The organism is Amycolatopsis sp. NBC_01307, from assembly GCF_035975215.1.
GTDB lineage: Bacteria > Actinomycetota > Actinomycetes > Mycobacteriales > Pseudonocardiaceae > Amycolatopsis.
In genome coordinates, this window is the sequence record NZ_CP108403.1 from 367,843 (window position 1) to 383,202 (window position 15,360).

Sequence of the window (15,360 nt, forward strand, 5' to 3'; positions counted from 1 at the left end):
GCGAACCGACTCTCCAGGCACGCGAACCGACTCTCCAGGCACGCGAACCGACTCTCCAGGTACGCGGGCCGACCGTCCGGGTGCGACGTTTCGGCGTGTGAGTTGCATGGCGAGACGGTGCGAACGGCCCGTTCGTGCCGCCGGACCCGAAACTGTCGGACCGGTCATCTAGCGTTGCGGGCGTGGAGTTCAGCGCACAGACCCAGGCCACCTACCTTCCCTCGGATCCGCCGAGGGAAGGCGTGCTGGCGCTGTGGGGCGGCGACGTGGCCGGCGGGACCACGATCGAGCTCGTGCTGCCCCGAGGCGGGAAGTTCGCGCGGACGAAGGTCGACGCCGAGCTCGTCCCGCTCGAGCGCGCGCTGCCGCGGCTGCTGACCGTGGGGGACGAAGCGAGCCCGGCCGTGGCGGCGTGGTCGGCGGCCGTCAACGCCGGGGTGAACCTCGTCGCGCGGGGGCGGCTGCGTCCGGCCGTCACGCCGAGCGGGGTCGGCTCGTGGCGGATCGGGCCGCTGGACGCCGCGGACGAGGAGCTGTTGCGCGGGCTCGCCGGCGCGTTGCCGCCGGAGGCGTACGCGCTGCCGTTGACCGGGCTGAAACGCATCCGGCTGCACTCGCCGGACTCGCTGGTGCGCGCGCTGTGGGACGCGACGGCCGACCTGCTGGTGCGCAGCCCGGCGGCGCCGGTCGGGGCGGGCGACCCGGCGTTCGCGGCGCGGGAACCGGCGCTGCTCGGCCCGGACGGCGCGGCCTGGCTGGCCGAGCTGGCGGAGCGCGAGCCGCGGGGTGCCCAGCTGATCCTGCGGGTCGAGGCGCGCGGCGAGGACGCGTTCGCCGGGGTGCTCGCGGTGCGCAGCACGGCCGAAGCGAGCCTGGTGGTGGAAGCGGCGACACTCTGGGACGCGCCGGAGGCGGTGCTGAGCCGCCTCGGTGACCAGGTGGAGACGCAGGTGCTGCTCGGCCTGCGGCGTGGCGCGCGGGCGTGGCCGCCGTTGGGCCGGGTGCTGGCCGAGTCCGCGCCCGCCGAGCTGCCGCTGTCGGACGACGAGGTCGTCGACCTGCTCACCGACGGCAGCCGTGACCTGGGCGGCGCCGGCATCGAGGTGCTCTGGTCGAAGGGCATGTTCGCGGGCGAGGTCAAGGCGAAGGCGAGCGCGACGCAGGCGCCGGCGAGCGTCACCGGCCCGGATTTCGCGCTGCGCAGCATGCTGGAGTTCCGCTGGCAGCTCAGCCTGGGCGGCGAGCAGCTGACCGAGGCCGAGGTCACGGCGCTGGCCGAGGCGAAGCGGCCGCTGGTCCGGCTGCGGGGGCAGTGGGTCCGCGTCGACCCGCAGCTGCTGGCCAAGGTCCGCGGCCGCAGCCGCAAGCTCGGCGCGGGCGAGGCGCTGGCGGCGGCGCTCACGGGCGAGCTGGAACTGGACGGCGAACGGGTCGAGTTCGCGGCCCCCTCGGTCCTCGGCGGCCTGGTGGAACGCCTCCGCGACCGCCCGGGCGACCTGGCGGCCCCGCCACCGGGCCTGCAGGCGACGCTGAGGCCGTACCAGCAGGCGGGGCTGGCCTGGCTGGCGACGATGACCGGCCTGGGCCTGGGCGCGTGCCTGGCCGACGACATGGGCCTGGGCAAGACGATCCAGCTGATCGCCCTGCACCTGCACCGCCGCGCGCTCACGGACTCGGCGGCGCCCATGGGCTCGGCAGCGCCCGCTGACTCGATGGCGCTCACGGGCCCGCCGGCACCCACGGACTCGGCGGTGCCCACGGACTCGGCGGTGCCCACGGGCTCGACGGCGCCCGCTGACTCGACGGTGCTCACGGACTTGATGGCGCCCGCTGGCTCGGCGGCGCTCATTGACTCTACGGCGCCCGCAGACTCGGCGGCACCCGCGGACCCGACAGCACTCACACACTCGGCGGGACCCGCTGGCGGCGTTTCCCCGGAGACCGCCGCCGACGGCATCCCGCTGGGCGACCAGCCGAAGCCCGGCGGGCCGACCCTTGTGCTCTGCCCGACCTCCCTGCTCGGCAACTGGGAACGCGAGTTCGCCCGCTTCGCGCCCCACATCCCCGTCCGCCGGTTCCACGGTGGCCGCCGGCACCTCGACGACCTCGCGCCCGATGAAGTCGTCTTGGCCACCTATGGTGTGCTGCGCCGCGACCGCGCGACACTGTCCGAAGTGGACTGGGGGCTGGTCGCCGCGGACGAGGCGCAGCACGTGAAGAACCCGCTGTCGGCCACGGCCAAGGAGCTGCGCAAGGTCCCCGCGCGGGCCAGAGTGGCGCTCACCGGCACGCCGGTGGAGAACCGGCTCACCGAACTGTGGTCCATTGTGGACTGGACGACGCCCGGGCTGCTCGGCCCGCTCGACCGCTTCCGCCGCACCGTGGCGCGGCCCATCGAGCGTGACCGGGACAAGGCCGTGACCGAGCGGCTCGCCACGACCGTGCGGCCGTTCCTGCTGCGCCGCCGCAAGAGCGACCCCGACATCGCCCCGGAGCTGCCGCCCAAGACCGAGACCGACCGGTTCGTCCCGCTGACCGCCGAGCAGACCACGCTGTACGAGGCCGTGGTGCGGGAGAACCTCGCCGAGATCAAGGCGACGCAGGGCATCCAGCGGCGCGGGCAGGTGCTGCAGCTGCTCACCGAGCTCAAGCAGATCTGCAACCACCCGGCGCAGTTCCTCAAGGAACCGCACGGCGCGCTCACCGGCCGCTCGGGCAAGCTCGCCGCGTTCGAGGAGCTGCTGGACGTGATCCTCGACGAGGGCGAGAGCGTGCTCGTGTTCAGCCAGTACGTCCAGCTGTGCAAGCTGCTCCGGCGCCGGCTGGAGGAACGCGGGCTGCCCACCGAGCTGCTCTCCGGCGAGAGCTCGCCGGGGCAGCGCCAGGACATGGTCGACCGGTTCCAGGCCGGGGAGATCCCCGTGTTCCTGCTCTCGCTCAAGGCCGGCGGCGTCGGGCTCAACCTGACCAAGGCCACCCACGTGATCCACTACGATCGCTGGTGGAACCCGGCGGTCGAGGACCAGGCCACCGACCGCGCCTACCGGATCGGCCAGGACCGGCCGGTGCAGGTGCACCGGCTGATCGCCGAAGGCACCCTGGAGGAGCGGATCGCCGTCGTGCTCGAGAAGAAGCGCGGGCTCGCCGAGTCGATCGTCGGCGCGGGGGAAGACTGGATCACCGAACTGTCCGACGACGAGCTGGCCGACCTGGTGCGGCTCGGGAGCGGGTGATGCCGCCGCGGCGGAACTTCGGCACGACGTGGTGGGGCCGGGCCTGGGTCGACGCGCTGGAGCAGCGCGCGAAGCTCGACCCGAACCGCCTGCCGCGCGGGCGGACCTACGCGCGGAAGGACACGGTCAGCGAGCTGAGCGTCGGTGCCGGGGCGGTGAGCGCCCGGGTGCGCGGCAGCCGGCCGCAGCCCTACCGGGTGACGATCACCATGCGCACCTTCACCGACGGCGAGTGGGACACCCTGCTGGGCGTGGTCGGCACCCAGCTCGGGCACGCGGCGGCGCTGCTCGACGGCGAACTGCCGGGCGCGCTCGCCGAGCAGGCCCGCGAGGCGGGCGCCGACCTGCTGCCGGGGCCGGGTGACCTGCGGCCGCGGTGCTCGTGCCCGGACTCGGCGAACCCGTGCAAGCACGTCGCCGCGGTGTACTACCTGGTCGCCGACGAGGTGGACCGCGACCCGTTCGTGCTGTTCCTGTTGCGCGGCCGGCCGCGGGCGGACGTCCTGGCCGAGCTGCGGGCCCGCCGGGCGCCGGCGCGCGGCGAACGGCCGAAGCTGCCCAAGCCCGAGGACCACGGGCTCTCGCCGAAGGCCGCCTACGCCCGGCGGCCGGGCGCGATCCCGGCGCTGCCGCCCCCGCCGCGCACCGCGGGACGACCGGCCGTGCTGGACCTCGACCCGCCGGCCGGCACCGGCTGGACGGCGGCGGCCCTGTCCGCGCTGGCCGCGGACGCGGCCTCCCTGGCGCGGGACATCCTGATCGGCGGCGCGACGGCCGCGGACCTGACGTTCGAAGAGGACCTCACCCGCCGCGCGGCCGGCCGGTCCGCCCCCGAAGTCGCCGCGCTGGCCGAGGCGGCCGAGGTCCCGCCACACGACCTGGCCCGCTGGGCGGCGGCCTGGCGTGAAGCCGGCCGCGGCGGCCTGACCGCGTTGCGCGAGACCTGGCAGCCCGGCCCCGGCCCGCTCGCCGAAGCCCAGACGATCCTGGCCGACGCGGGCTTCCCGGGCACCCCGCGAATCTGGCGCAACCGGCTCACCCAGGGCGACCGGCAGCTCCGCTACGGCCGTGACGCCCGCTGGTACCGGTTCGTGCGGTCGGGCGCGGAGTGGCGCCTCGACGGCCCGCCCTCGGCGAGCCCGGTGGACTTGGCCTACTGAGCGGCCTTCCACTGCAGGTACGTGTGGTCCAGGAACCGGGCGACCCCGCGGACCACGTGGGCGCTCCGAACCGAGGTGAACACGTCGAACGCGTGCTGCGCGCCCGCCAGTTCCGCGTACGCCACCGGGTTCGGCGACTTCTCCCGCAGCCGCCGGACGAACTCGCGTGCTTCCCGGACCGGCACGAGCGAATCGTCACGGCCGTGGATCACGAAGAACGGCGGTGCCTCCGAAGAAACCCGGTCGAACGGCGACGCCGCGATGTAGTCGTCCAGGTGCTTCACCGGGTCCCGGTCGGCCGCGAACACCCGCCGCGCCAGCAGGCCCTCCAGACGGTACTTGCTCGCGGGGGAGCCGGACGTCGCCGCGAAGTCGTAGACGCCGTAGTGCGGCGCGCACGCCTGGACGCTCGTGTCGACGTCCTCGAAGCCCGGCTGCAGCGCCGGATCCTTCTGCGTCAACGCCAGCAGCGACGACAGGTGCCCGCCCGCCGAACCGCCGGTCACCGCGACGAAATCCGGGTCGCCGCCGTAAGCGGCGATCTCCGAGCGGATCCACGCCAGCGACCGCTTCGCCGCGACGATGTGCGCCGGCCAGCGGTGGGTGGGGGAGAGCGGGTAGTTGATCGCGACGCACACCCAGCCGCGCCGCGCCAGGTAGCGCATCAGCGGCCGGCCCTGCTCCTCCTTGTTGCCGATCACCCACGCGCCGCCGTGGACCTGCAGCAGCACGGGCGCGCCGGTCACCGGTTCCAGCGGGCGGTAGACGTCGAGCAGGAACCGCTTGCCGCCCGGGGCGTAGGCGATGTTGCGGTCCACCTTGACGTCCGGCGCGCCCATCCGGAACGGCAGCGCCAGCTCGCCCCACGGCAGGCCCAGGTCGGAGCGGCCCAGCTCCTCCGCGTAGTCGTCGCCGAGGGCTTCCCGAAGCGCGCGCTCGATCTCGTCGCGGGCGCCGTGGCCCGTGCGGATCGACGCGCCGAGCCCGACGGCCGTGGCCGCGGCGAGCGCGAGCCCGACGCGAGTGGACCGGTCACGAGCACCGTGCCGCGCCAGGTGGACCGCCGTGTCGGCGGCCGTCAACGCCAGGAACTGGGGCGCTAGCTCGCTCGTCAGCCAGCCGGCGAAGAACGCCGGGATCGACGTCGAACGCGCTCGCAGCGGGCGGAGCGCGTTCGCGGCGAGGCCGAGCTGGAGCGCGCGACGGATCAAGAAGTTCGGCTGCACCCCAGTTATGGTACCGACGAGTAGGGTGACGCGCCGCTCACGGGAAGTGGCTTAGGCTGGCGCCATGCAGAGACTGAGCGGCCTCGACGCGAGCTTCCTGTACCTGGAGACGTCGTCGCAGGTGCTGCACGTCTGCGGGCTGCTCACCCTCGACGGCTCGACCGTCCCCGGCGGCTACACCTTCGCGAAGCTCAAGCAGCGCTTGGAAGAACGCGTCCGGGTGATCCCGGCGTTCCGCCGCAAACTGCACAATCCACTCTGGAACCTCAGCCACCCCGTGTGGGTCGAGGACGAGGACTTCGACCTCGACCACCACGTCCACCGCATCGGCGTGCCCGCTCCCGGCGACCGCGTCGAGCTGGCCGAACTGTGCGCGCACATCGCCGGGCAGCAGCTCGACCGCGCCTACCCGCTGTGGCAGCTCTACGTCATCGAAGGCCTGGCCGACGGCGAGATCGCCGTGCTGCTGAAGATGCACCACGCGAGCGTCGACGGCGTGAGCGGCGCCAGCCTGATCACCTACCTCGCCGGCCTCGAACCCGACGCGCCGGCGCCCGAGGTCACCGAGCGGGCCAACTCCGGCGTCCCGGCCGCGTTCGACATCCTGCGCTCCAGCGTCTTCAACGTCGTGAAGGGACCGCTGGAGGTCGCCCGGCTGCTGCCGGACCTGCTGGAGCTCGTCCCGCGGTGGCTCGGGAAAGCGTTGCGCGGCAAGGGGATGCCGATCCCGTTCACCGCGCCGAGGACGTCGCTCAACGGCACGATCACCGGCCACCGCAGCGTCGCGTTCGCCCAGCTCGAGCTGGACGATGTCAAGGCGGTGAAGAACGCCTTCGGCGTCACGGTCAACGACGTCGTGCTCGCCCTCGTCGCCGGGGCGTTGCGGGAGTTCCTCGACGCGCGCGGCGAGCTGCCGGAGGACCCGCTGGTCGCGACCGTCCCGGTGTCGGTGCACGACCGGACCGAACGCGACCACGGCAGCAACAAGGTCTCGGCCTTCTTCGCCTCCCTGCCGACGCACCTGGCCGACCCGGCCGCACGCGTGTTCTTCCTCGCCGAGGCCAACCGGCTGTCGAAGGACCACCACTACGACATCGACGCCGACATGCTGCAGGACTGGGCGCAGTTCTCCGCGGCGACGGCGTTCGGCATGGCCGTGCGCGCCTACTCGGCGTTGCGGCTGGCCGAAAAGCACCCGGTGGTGCACAACCTGGTCGTCTCGAACGTGCCCGGCCCGCCGATGCCGCTGTACCTGCTCGGCGCGCGGATCACCGGGCTCTACCCGCTCGGGCCGGTCTTCCACGGCGCCGGGCTGAACGTCACCGTGCTGTCCAACGCGGGCAAGGTGCACATCGGCCTGATCGGCGCGCGCGAGCTGGTCAAGGACCTCTGGCCGCTGGCCGACGCGCTCCCGGAGGCCCTCGCGGACCTGCTGAAGGCCGGGCCTACCGCGGGCTGAGCACCACGACCGGGATCTCCCGCTCGGTCCACGCCTGGTACTTCGCGAAGTCGGCGTACAGCTCGACCAGCCGCGGCCAGAGGTCGGCGCGCTCCGCCGGCCCGGCGACCCGTGCCGTGACGGCGACGTCGCGACGCCCCTTGAGGTGGATGCGGGTTTCGGGGTGCGCGACCAGGTTGAAGTACCACTGCGGGTGCTTGGGCAGCCCGCCCTGGGAACCGACGAGGACGACGTCGTCGCCGGAGCGCAGGTACAGCAGCGGGGTGGTGAACAGCCGGCCGGACTTGCGCCCGCGGTGCTCCAGCAGCAGCGTCGGCACCGGTTTGCGGAAGCCGGCGCCGACCCGCCAGGTGCTGCCGACGCGCCCGCCGGTCAGCCGGAAGACGGCCACCTGGGCCTTCGCGCCGTACTTCATGACCTTGGCCGTCACCGGCGAGTCCAGGCCACCGGGGGCCTCGTCGGGCAGGCTGAAGCGTCCCATGTGAACTCCTTAGCGAGCGTGCACGGACGTGACCGCCGCGAGCAGCGCGGGCACGAACTTGGCGGCGGCCAGCACGCAGGCCGCGTGCCCCGCCGGGACTTCGTAGGTCGCCGCGTCCGGGATCCGGCGCGCGAGCGAGCGCTGGTGGTCCGGCGCGATGAACCGGTCCCGGGTGGTCACGACGACCGCGGTCGGCAGCCGCAGCGTGTGCAGCCACGACGTCGAGTCGAACCGGCCGATCTCGTCGAGGGCGACCGCGATCTCCCACGGCGTGGTCGAGCGGAACTCCCGCAGCGCCCACCGGTGGTCTTCGAGCCGGGCCAGCTGCTCACGCCGCGGCTCGCCGGGGATCGTGCCGAGCCGGATGCGTTCGCGCAGCCGCGTCAACGTGCGGCCGAAGACGTCGAGGGCGACGCGCTGGCGCAGGCCGCGGCGGAAGTTGCTGGCCGTCGAGCACAGCACCAATCCGGTAACACGTTCTGGTTCCGTGCGGGCCACGAGCTGCCCGACCATCCCGCCCATCGAGTAGCCGCCGACGGCGAACCGGCCGATGCCCAGCGCGTCGGCGACGGCGGTGACGTCGGCGGCACAGTCGGCGAGCCGGAACTCGGGCGAACGGCTGCCCTGGCCGTGCCACCGCTGGTCGAACACGACGACCCGGTAGTGCTGCGCCAGCCGGTCGAGGGCCGGGTACCAGGTGAGCAAGCCGGTGCAGGCCACCGAGTGCAGCAGCAGGAGCGCGGGCGCGTGCCGCCGGCCGACGTCGGTGACGACCGTCCTGCCGCGGCCGGGCAGGTCGAGGGGGACGGGGTCGGGCACCCCGGCGGTCGGCGGCACGGTGACCAGCCGCCGGGTCGCGCGCCAGCCCGCGCCGCCCGGTTCGATCACCGGCATTCCGCTCCTCCAAGGGGTTGCCGTCCAGGACGTTTACGGCTAAGACTAGAACAGGTTTCAGTATTGCGCCGATCCGGAGGACAGGCGTGGACTTCACTCTTGACGATACGCAGACGGAGATCGGCGCACTCGCCGCGAAGGTGCTGAGCGCCGACGACCCGTGGCGCTCGCTCGCCGACGCGGGCCTGCTCGCCCTCGCGTTGCCCCCCGACCTGGAGGGCGACGGCTTGGGCGTGGCCGAAGTCGCGCAGGTGCTCACCGAGGTCGGTCGCGCCGCCGCGCCCGTGCCCGCTTGTGCCGCGCTCGCCCTGGGGGTGCTGCCGGTGGCGGCGCTCGGCACGCCCGGGCAGCGCGCGGAGCTGTTGCCCCAGGTCGCGGCGGGGGAGACGCTGCTCACCGCGGCGCTGCACGAGCCGTCCGCGCCACTCGTGAAGCAGCCGGCGACGACCACCCGGGCGGGTGACGGCCACTGGCTGCTCAGCGGCCTGAAGACCGCCGTCCCGTACGCCGGCGAGGCCGTCCGGATCCTGACGCCCGTGACGACACCCGGCGGCACCGCCGTCTTCCTGGTCGACCCGCGCGCCGACGGCGTCACGCTGGTCCCGACGCGCACCTCCGCCGGGCCGCCGGAATACACCGTGCGCCTGGACGACGTCGTCGTCGAGGAGTCCGATCTGCTCGCCGACCGGGGCGCGATCGCTACGCTGCACCGGTTCGCGCTGGCCGGCGCACTGTCCCTGGGTGACGGCCTGCTGGCCGGCGCGCTCGCGCTGACCGTGAAACACGTCGGCGAGCGGGTCCAGTTCGGCCGTCCACTCGCGACGTTCCAGGCGGTGGCCGGCCAGATCGCGGACGTCTACGTCGCCGCGCGGACCGTGCACCTGGCCGTGACGTCGGCGGTGTGGCGGCTGGCTTCGGGTCTCGACTCCGGCGCCGAACTGGACGTCGCCGCCTATTGGCTCGCCGAGCAGGCGCCGGTCGCGCTGGCGACCTGCCACCACCTGCACGGCGGCGTCGGCGTCGACGAAACCTATCCGCTGCACCGGTATTCGTCGCAGGTGAAGGACCTCGGCCGGGCGCTCGGCGGCGCCGCGCACCGGCTCGGCAGGCTCAGCGAACGAGTGGCGGGGTGAGTGGGATGCACGTCGAACTGACCGCGGCGCAACGGGAGCTGCGCACCGAGCTGCGCGAGTACTTCGCCGGGCTGATCAGCCCGGCGGAACGTCAGGCGATGCGCCGCGAACGGCACGGGCCGGTGTTCCGCGAGATCGTCCGCCGGATAGGCCGCGACGGCCGGCTCGGCGTCGGCTGGCCGGTGGAGTACGGCGGGCAGGGTTTCGGCGGGATCGAGCAGCACCTGTTCGTCGACGAAGCCTCGCGCGCCGACGTCCAGCTGCCGTCGGTGACGCTGCAGACGGTCGGGCCGACCCTGCAGCAGTACGGCACGGACGAGCAGAAGGCCTTCTTCCTGCCCAAGATCCTGGCCGGGGAGATCCACTTCGCCATCGGCTACACCGAACCCGAGGCCGGCACCGACCTCGCCGCGCTGCGGACGACGGCGGTGCGCGACGGCGACGAGTACGTCGTCAACGGCCAGAAGATCTTCACCACCGGCGGCCACGACGCCGACTACCTCTGGCTCGCCGTGCGGACCGCGCCGGACGCGCCGCGGCACAAGGGCATCTCGATCCTCATCATGGACACGAGCGACCCCGGTTACTCGTGGACGCCGATCATCACCTGCGACGGCGCCCACCACGTCAACGCGACGTACTACTCGGACGTCCGCGTGCCGGTGAACCGCTTGGTGGGCCAGGAGAACGAGGGCTGGCGGCTGATCACGACGCAGCTCAACCACGAGCGCGTCATGCTCGGCCCGGCCGGGCGGATCGGCGGCCTGTACGACCGGGTGCGGACCTGGGCCGCCGCGCACGCGCTGCTGGACCTGCCGGACGTCCGGGCCGTGCTGGCCGACGCCTTCGCCGTGACGCGGGTCAACGAGCTGCTGAACTGGCAGGTCGCCGCGTCCGCCGCGAGCGCGCCGGTCGTCGTCGCCGACGCGTCCGCGACCAAGGTGTTCAGCTCCGAGGTCATCCAGCGCATCGGCCGGTCGATGGAGGAGCTGATCGGGCGGCACGGCGACCTGGCCGACCCGGACACCGCGGAGCTGGCGGAATGGCTGGACCTGCAGGCCAAACGCAACATCGTGCTGACGTTCGGCGGTGGGGTGAGCGAGATCCAACGGGAGCTGATCTCCTCGATCGGCCTGGGACTGCCGAGGGTGCCACGATGACCGACATCAAGGAAGCCGCAGCCGAGATCGCCGCCCGTGGCGAGTGCGCGCCGCGCCTCGCGCGCGACCCCGTCAACCAGGCGATGGTCAACAACTGGACCGAGGCCATCGGCGACGACAACCCGGTGTACGTCGACCCGGAGTTCGCCGCGAAGAGCGTCCACAAGGGACTCGTCGCCCCGCCGGCGATGGCCCAGGTGTGGACGATGGGCCGCCTGAACTCGCTGCGCGGCAGCGACGACCCGCTCGGCCTGATGATGGAGCTGCTCGACGAGGCCGGGTTCACCTCGGTCGTCGCGACCAACTCCGAGCAGACCTACCACCGGTACCTGCGTCACGGCGAGCAGGTCGAAGCGCGGACGGCGCTGGAAAGCGTGGTCGGGCCCAAGAAGACCGCGCTCGGCGAAGGCTGGTTCGTCACCACGCGCGTGACCTGGTACGTCGAAGGCGAAGCCGTGGCGGAGATGATGTTCCGGGTGCTCAAGTTCCGGCCGCCCGCGCCGAAGCCGCCGCCGGCGCCGGTGCTGCGGCCGGTGATCAGCAAGGACACCGAGTTCTTCTGGGACGGCCTGAAAGCGGGGGAGCTGCGGATCCAGCGCTGGGGCGAGACGCTGCGCCACCCGCCCGGCCCGATGCCGCCGGACGGCGACCTCGACGCCAAGCCGGACTACGTCGTGGCCAGTGGCCGCGGCACGGTGTTCAGCTACGTCGTGCACCACCACCCGCCGGTGCCGGGCAAGGACCTCCCGTTCGTCGTGGCCCTCGTGGAACTGGAGGAGGGCGTCCGGGTGATGGCCGAACTGCTGGACGCGGCTCCGGACGACGTCCACATCGGACTCCCCGTCGAAGCCGCCTTCGTCACCGTGGACGACGACCTGACCCTGCCCGCCTGGAAGGTGGCCCGATGACCGTCACCGAAGGAACCGAACTGCCACCGCTGACGATCGAGGCGACCCCGACGTTCGTGGTCAGCACGGCGCTGGCCACCCGTGACTTCCAGGACGTCCACCACGACCGCGACGCCGCGGTGCGGCGCGGCTCGAAGGACATCTTCCTCAACATCCTCACCGACACCGGCCTGGTGCAGCGGTTCGTCTCGGCGTGGGCCGGGCCGGAGGCGCTGATCAGGTCGATCAAGATCCGGCTCGGCGTGCCGTGTTACGCCTACGAAACGCTGACGTTCACCGGCCGCGTGGTCTCGTGCGAAGGCCGGGACGCCGTGGTCTCCGTGTCCGGTGTGGACAGTCTCGGCGAGCACGTCGCCGGGACCGTGGAGGTGACGCTGCCGTGACGCTCTCGGGCAAGGCGGCCATCGCCGGCATCGGCGCGACGGAGTTCTCGAAGGACTCCGGACGCACCGAGCTGCGGCTGGCCGCGGAATGCGTGTCGCACGCACTGGCCGACGCCGGGATCGCGCCGTCCGAAGTGGACGGGCTCGTGTCGTTCACCATGGACGGCAACGCGGAGATCGCGCTGGCGCGTGAGCTGGGCATCCCCGAACTCGAGTTCTTCAGCCGCATCCACTACGGGGGTGGCGCGGCGGCGGCGACCGTGCAGCAGGCCGCGATGGCGGTGGCGACCGGCGTCGCCGACGTCGTGGTCGCCTACCGCGCGTTCAACGAACGCTCGGGGATGCGCTTCGGTCAGGTGTCCTCGGCCGCGGCCGGCCAGGTCAACTCGTCCGGTGTGGACAACGCCTTCCACTACCCGATGGGCATCGCGACCCCGGCGGCCACGGTCGCCATGGTCGCGCAGCGGTACCTGCACGACTACGGCGCGACGAGCGCGGACTTCGGCCGGATCGCGGTGCTCGACCGCAAGCACGCGGCGACCAACCCGAACGCCTGGTTCCACGGCCGGCCGATCACCCTCGAGGAGCACCAGGGGTCGCGCTGGGTCGCCGAGCCGCTGCACCTGCTCGACTGCTGCCAGGAGAGCGACGGCGGGGTCGCGCTGGTCGTCACCAGCGTCGAACGCGCTCGCGACCTGGCCCGCCCGCCGGCGGTCGTCGCCGCGGCCGCGCAGGGGAGCGGGCCGGACCAGTACGTGATGACCAGCTACTACCGCGACGACCTGGCCGCGCTGCCGGAGATGGGCGTCGTGGGCCGGCAGCTGTGGGCCCAGTCCGGCCTCCGACCGTCCGATGTGGACGTCGCCGTGCTGTACGACCACTTCACGCCGTACGTCCTGATGCAGCTGGAGGAGCTGGGGTTCTGCGGCCGCGGCGAGGCGAAGGACTTCATCGCCGACGGCGCGCTGGAGCTCGACGGCGCGCTGCCGCTGAACCCGCACGGCGGCCAGCTCGGCGAGGCCTACATCCACGGCATGAACGGCATCGCGGAGGGCGTCCGGCAGATCCGCGGGGACGCCGTCAACCAGGTGCCGGGCGCGTCCCGGGTGCTGGTCACGGCGGGCACCGGCGTGCCGACGAGCGGGCTCGTCCTCACGAGTGACTGACGGTCCCCCTTGTGGGTCAACGGGTGTCACCTCTTTGACGGCTGGTGCGGGTCCGCGCCGGATGTCACGGTGGAGGGACTGTCCGCGACGCAGAGTGAGGCCGTCATGCGCGAACCCGCCGAGCCGCCGGCCGTCCCGTAGTGGCCGGCGTGGACTGGGTGCTCACTGCGGTCTTCGCCGCGATGGTGCTGCCCTGCGTGCTGCGGCTCGTCCGGCTCGACTACGTCCGCCTCGGCCACGGCGTCCGCAACGGCGACCTGGCCGAGCTGCTGCTGGTCGTGGCGATGGTGGCGATGCTCTCGCCGGTCGGCGGCCCGATCCCGGCGGCCGGCTGGCAGGCGGTGCTGGTGCTGACGGCGGGCTGGTTCGCCGTCAGCTGGTGGCGCGGCCGCCGGTCCGGCTGCGCGCACCACGCGCTGTCCGCGGCGGCGATGCTCTACATGGTCACGGCGATGCCCCACGACGGGATGGCGCACGGGCCGTGGCTGACGATGTCCACAATGGACGCCCGGCTGGCGGTGCCGCTGGTCGCGGTGGCCGCCGCGGCCTACTTCGTCGTCGACGCGGCGCGCACGGGCGTGCTGATGGTGCGCGGTCCCGTGGTGTCGGTGTCCGGGCACGCCTCGCGCGCGGCCTGCCGGGTGGTGATGGGCGCCGGGATGGGCTACATGCTCCTCGCCGCGGCCCTGTGACCTATTCGGGGATGTGCCGGACCTCGCCGAGCGGGCTGTCGCCGGGTTCGGGCAGCGCGGCGGCGGGGTGGCCGGCGGTCCACTGCGTCGCGACGGCGATGTCGTTCTTGAGCGCGGTGACGAGGTCCTCGGCGGAGGCGTAGGCCTGCTGGTCCCGCAGGTGGGCGCCGAGCCAGACGACGAGGGTCTCGTCGTAGAGGTCGCCGGTGAAGTCCAGCAGGTGCGCTTCGAGCAGCCGGTAGCCGTCGGCCCCGTAGTAGGTCGGCCGCCGCCCGACGGACACGGCCGCGGCGATGCGCGTGCCGTCCCCGCGCTGCACCCAGCCCGCCCACACACCGTCGCCGACGGACCCGTCCTGGTCACGGAGAGCGACATTAGCGGTGGGGAAGCCCAGCTCCCGGCCGCGCTCGTCACCGTGCTCGACGGTGCCCCGCACCACGAAGTATTCCGGCATCGTGTTCCGTCCTCCCGAGGTCGCTCCCGTCCACGTTAGCGCGCGCACGACGGGTCGATCACCACTTGGACGCGAGTGACCCGGGCCACGCCCCGGCCGTCGTGAGTGGTTAGGGCGGTTAGAACCGCCCTAACCACTCACGACAAGCCGCGGCAGGCCCGCTAGGCGAACGTCAGGACCGTGTCCGCCAGTACCGGGGCGTCGTCGCGCTCGACGGCCGATGTCGTCACCAGCAGGCGGTCGTCCTCGCGCCAGACCCGGGTCCGGAGGGTCTCGCCCGGGAAGACCACGCCGGCGAACTTCGTCGCGAACGACCCGGCCCGGGACGGGTCGCCGTCGAGGAACTCGTCGATCAGGACCCGGGCGACCACGCCGTAAGTGCACAAACCGTGCAGGATCGGACGCGGGAAGCCGGCCGCCTCCGCGAACGCCGGGTCCGCGTGCAGCGGGTTGCGATCGCCGCACAGGCGGTACAGCAGCGCCTGCTGCGGCAGCGTCGGGGTTTCGAGCACCGCGTCCGGCTCGCGCGTGGGCCACTCGATGCGGTCCGACGGCCCGCGTGACCCGCCGAAACCGCCTTCGCCGCGGGCGAAGATGCTCGACCGGGCCGTCCACAGAGGACTGCCGTCCGACGACGTGACGTCGACCTCCTGGATGATCACGGCCGCCTTGCCCTTGTCGTAGACGTCCGCGACCCGCGAGCGGGCCACCGCCTTGCCTTCGACCGGGATCGGCCCGTGCAGGGTGATCTCCTGCTTGCCGTGCAGCACCTTCGCCAGGTCGATCTCGACCCCCGGGAACGACACCGCCGGCGGCTCGAACACGCGCAGGTTGGCCGCGACCGTGGCGAACGTCGGGACGACCACCAGGTCACGCTCGTAGGTGTAGCGCAGCTCGTCCGGGCCCGCGCCCAGTGCCAGGTGGTAGAGCAGCACGTCCGACGACGTCCAGGCGAAGCTCACTTCCCCGATTTTGGCGCCGATCGCGACGGCGGGATCGATGGGCACGCGG

Annotated in this window: 14 protein-coding genes; 9 read left to right on the forward strand and 5 right to left on the reverse strand. The window is 73.0% G+C overall.

All coding sequences use genetic code 11. The annotated features are described in order from the left end of the window. The first annotated feature begins 182 nt into the window (after positions 1–182). Positions 183–3,233, forward strand: coding sequence for a DEAD/DEAH box helicase (locus tag OG439_RS01795; protein WP_326947585.1), 3,051 nt, complete (start codon positions 183–185; stop codon positions 3,231–3,233). Next, positions 3,233–4,393, forward strand: a complete 1,161-nt coding sequence (locus OG439_RS01800) for an SWIM zinc finger family protein (protein WP_326947586.1) — start codon at positions 3,233–3,235, stop codon at positions 4,391–4,393. Before OG439_RS01795 ends, OG439_RS01800 begins: the two co-directional genes overlap by 1 nt. On the opposite strand, the gene OG439_RS01805 is transcribed toward OG439_RS01800, so the two are convergent. Next, entirely contained in the window at positions 4,387–5,619 is a 1,233-nt protein-coding gene (locus OG439_RS01805) for an alpha/beta hydrolase (RefSeq protein WP_326947587.1), read from the reverse strand. The genes OG439_RS01800 and OG439_RS01805 overlap by 7 nt on opposite strands. 64 nt (positions 5,620–5,683) lie before the next feature. Between OG439_RS01805 and OG439_RS01810 the strand changes: the two genes are divergently transcribed. Next, positions 5,684–7,078, forward strand: a complete 1,395-nt coding sequence (locus OG439_RS01810) for a WS/DGAT/MGAT family O-acyltransferase (protein WP_326947588.1) — start codon at positions 5,684–5,686, stop codon at positions 7,076–7,078. On the opposite strand, the gene OG439_RS01815 is transcribed toward OG439_RS01810, so the two are convergent. Next, complete coding sequence (locus OG439_RS01815; RefSeq protein WP_326947589.1) at positions 7,065–7,559, reverse strand: nitroreductase family deazaflavin-dependent oxidoreductase; 495 nt, start codon at positions 7,557–7,559, stop codon at positions 7,065–7,067. The genes OG439_RS01810 and OG439_RS01815 overlap by 14 nt on opposite strands. Positions 7,560–7,568: 9 nt before the next feature. After that, the gene (locus tag OG439_RS01820; RefSeq protein WP_326947590.1) at positions 7,569–8,453 is read right to left on the reverse strand and encodes an alpha/beta fold hydrolase; all 885 of its coding nucleotides are present in this window, start codon (positions 8,451–8,453) and stop codon (positions 7,569–7,571) included. Between the two features lie 86 nt (positions 8,454–8,539). On the opposite strand from OG439_RS01820, the gene OG439_RS01825 reads away from it, so the two are divergent. From OG439_RS01825 to OG439_RS01850, 6 genes are all read left to right on the forward strand, one after another. Next, the gene (locus OG439_RS01825) at positions 8,540–9,586 is read left to right on the forward strand and encodes an acyl-CoA dehydrogenase family protein (protein ID WP_326947591.1); all 1,047 of its coding nucleotides are present in this window, start codon (positions 8,540–8,542) and stop codon (positions 9,584–9,586) included. 5 nt (positions 9,587–9,591) lie between these two features. Continuing rightward, entirely contained in the window at positions 9,592–10,746 is a 1,155-nt protein-coding gene (locus OG439_RS01830) for an acyl-CoA dehydrogenase family protein (RefSeq protein WP_326947592.1), read from the forward strand. Then, a complete protein-coding gene (locus tag OG439_RS01835) occupies positions 10,743–11,654 on the forward strand; it encodes a bifunctional MaoC family dehydratase N-terminal/OB-fold nucleic acid binding domain-containing protein (protein WP_326947594.1) in 912 nt (303 codons plus the stop codon). The genes OG439_RS01830 and OG439_RS01835 overlap by 4 nt, the downstream gene beginning before the upstream one ends. Further along, positions 11,651–12,037 (forward strand): MaoC family dehydratase, encoded by a 387-nt coding sequence (locus tag OG439_RS01840; RefSeq protein ID WP_326947595.1) that lies wholly within the window; start codon positions 11,651–11,653, stop codon positions 12,035–12,037. Before OG439_RS01835 ends, OG439_RS01840 begins: the two co-directional genes overlap by 4 nt. After that, positions 12,034–13,203 carry a lipid-transfer protein gene (locus OG439_RS01845; protein WP_326947596.1) on the forward strand — a complete coding sequence of 390 codons (1,170 nt, stop codon included), beginning with the start codon at positions 12,034–12,036 and terminating at the stop codon, positions 13,201–13,203. Before OG439_RS01840 ends, OG439_RS01845 begins: the two co-directional genes overlap by 4 nt. A 182-nt stretch (positions 13,204–13,385) precedes the next feature. Then, positions 13,386–13,895 (forward strand): DUF5134 domain-containing protein, encoded by a 510-nt coding sequence (locus OG439_RS01850; protein ID WP_326951468.1) that lies wholly within the window; start codon positions 13,386–13,388, stop codon positions 13,893–13,895. Position 13,896: 1 nt separating this feature from the next. Here OG439_RS01850 and OG439_RS01855 read toward each other — a convergent pair whose 3' ends face one another. Continuing rightward, positions 13,897–14,349, reverse strand: coding sequence for a riboflavin kinase (locus tag OG439_RS01855; RefSeq protein ID WP_247063332.1), 453 nt, complete (start codon positions 14,347–14,349; stop codon positions 13,897–13,899). Between the two features lie 161 nt (positions 14,350–14,510). Next, positions 14,511–15,356 carry a MaoC/PaaZ C-terminal domain-containing protein gene (locus OG439_RS01860; RefSeq protein WP_326947597.1) on the reverse strand — a complete coding sequence of 282 codons (846 nt, stop codon included), beginning with the start codon at positions 15,354–15,356 and terminating at the stop codon, positions 14,511–14,513. Positions 15,357–15,360 lie beyond the last annotated feature (4 nt).

Coding starts and splice junctions, on each gene's coding strand:
- OG439_RS01800 (WP_326947586.1), top strand. CDS start 3,233: ATGCCGCCGCGGCGGAACTTCGGCACGACGTGGTGGGGCCGGGCCTGG.
- OG439_RS01810 (WP_326947588.1), top strand. CDS start 5,684: ATGCAGAGACTGAGCGGCCTCGACGCGAGCTTCCTGTACCTGGAGACG.
- OG439_RS01815 (WP_326947589.1), bottom strand. CDS start 7,559: ATGGGACGCTTCAGCCTGCCCGACGAGGCCCCCGGTGGCCTGGACTCG.
- OG439_RS01820 (WP_326947590.1), bottom strand. CDS start 8,453: ATGCCGGTGATCGAACCGGGCGGCGCGGGCTGGCGCGCGACCCGGCGG.
- OG439_RS01830 (WP_326947592.1), top strand. CDS start 9,592: ATGCACGTCGAACTGACCGCGGCGCAACGGGAGCTGCGCACCGAGCTG.
- OG439_RS01835 (WP_326947594.1), top strand. CDS start 10,743: ATGACCGACATCAAGGAAGCCGCAGCCGAGATCGCCGCCCGTGGCGAG.
- OG439_RS01840 (WP_326947595.1), top strand. CDS start 11,651: ATGACCGTCACCGAAGGAACCGAACTGCCACCGCTGACGATCGAGGCG.
- OG439_RS01850 (WP_326951468.1), top strand. CDS start 13,386: ATGGTGCTGCCCTGCGTGCTGCGGCTCGTCCGGCTCGACTACGTCCGC.
- OG439_RS01855 (WP_247063332.1), bottom strand. CDS start 14,349: ATGCCGGAATACTTCGTGGTGCGGGGCACCGTCGAGCACGGTGACGAG.